Source organism: Roseateles sp., from assembly GCF_031397715.1.
GTDB lineage: Bacteria > Pseudomonadota > Gammaproteobacteria > Burkholderiales > Burkholderiaceae_C > Paucibacter_A.
The window spans coordinates 1-1,223 of sequence record NZ_JANNMI010000356.1; the positions used below are offsets into that span (position 1 = coordinate 1).

A 1,223-nucleotide genomic window follows, 5' to 3' on the forward strand; every position below is an offset into this window, starting at 1 on the left:
GATGGTGGGGCGCCACATCCGCACGAAATCGGGGTTATTGGGCGCTATTTTGCGCACCCCCGGCTTCAAGAGCGAAGAGGCCGCCATCGCCAAACGTGCGCAGGAGCTGCTGGACTATGTGGGCATCGGCAAGTACGCGGAGTTCAAGGCCCGCACGCTCAGCTACGGCGACCAACGGCGTTTGGAGATCGCGCGGGCCTTGGCCACCGACCCCAAGCTGATCGCGCTGGACGAGCCGGCCGCCGGCATGAACGCGACCGAGAAAGTGGTGCTCAGAGAGCTGATCGACCGCATCCGCAAAGACGGCCGCACCATTCTGTTGATCGAACACGATGTGAAACTGGTGATGGGCTTGTGTGACCGCGTCTCGGTGCTGGACTACGGCAAGCAAATTGCCGAAGGCACGCCGTATGACGTGCAGCGCAACGAGAAAGTGATCGAAGCCTATCTGGGCGCCGGCCACAAGAACCACTGAGCCAGAGAGAACATGAACATGTCAGCAAACATATTGCTCAAAGTCAGCGGACTCAAGGTGGCCTACGGCGGCATCCAGGCCGTCAAGGGCGTGGACTTCGAAGTGGCGCAAGGCGAGCTGGTCAGCCTGATCGGCGCCAACGGCGCGGGCAAGAGCACCACGCTCAAGGCCGTCACCGGGCTGCAGCCGGTGGCCGCCGGCGACATCGAATACATGGGCAAGTCGATCAAGGGCCAGGGTGCGTGGGACCTGGTCAAGCAAGGCCTGGTGATGGTGCCGGAAGGGCGCGGCACGTTCACGCGCATGACCATCACCGAGAACCTGCAGATGGGCGCCTACATCCGCAACGACAAGGCGCAGATCGAGGCCGACATCGACAAGGTGTTCGGCATCTTCCCGCGCCTCAAAGAGCGCCGGCTGCAGCTGGCCGGCACCATGTCGGGCGGCGAGCAGCAGATGCTGGCGATGGGGCGGGCGCTGATGACGCAGCCCAAAGTGCTGCTCTTGGACGAGCCCTCGATGGGTTTGAGCCCGATCATGGTGGACAAGATCTTTGAGGTCATCAATGACATCCACAAGCAAGGGGTGACGATACTCTTGGTCGAACAAAACGCCAGCCGCGCACTGCAGATTGCCAACCGGGGCTATGTGATGGAGTCGGGTCTGGTGACGATGACGGGCGCGGGGTTGACCTTGCTGAATGATCCGAAGGTGAGGGCGGCTTACCTCGGCGAGTAGATGAAAAAAA

Annotated in this window: 2 protein-coding genes; both read left to right on the forward strand. The window is 61.7% G+C overall.

All coding sequences use genetic code 11. From position 1 onward, the window contains the following. The coding region (locus tag RMO57_RS15475) for an ABC transporter ATP-binding protein (RefSeq protein WP_310388124.1) at positions 1-475 on the forward strand (475 nt) is incomplete at its 5' end. Positions 476-493: 18 nt separating this feature from the next. Continuing rightward, positions 494-1,213: an ABC transporter ATP-binding protein gene (locus RMO57_RS15480; RefSeq protein ID WP_310388126.1), complete on the forward strand. Its 720-nt coding sequence runs from the start codon at positions 494-496 to the stop codon at positions 1,211-1,213. Positions 1,214-1,223 lie beyond the last annotated feature (10 nt).

What these genes read in the sequence shown, in the direction of transcription:
- RMO57_RS15480 (WP_310388126.1), top strand. Translation starts at nt 494, where the DNA reads ATGTCAGCAAACATATTGCTCAAAGTCAGCGGACTCAAGGTGGCCTAC.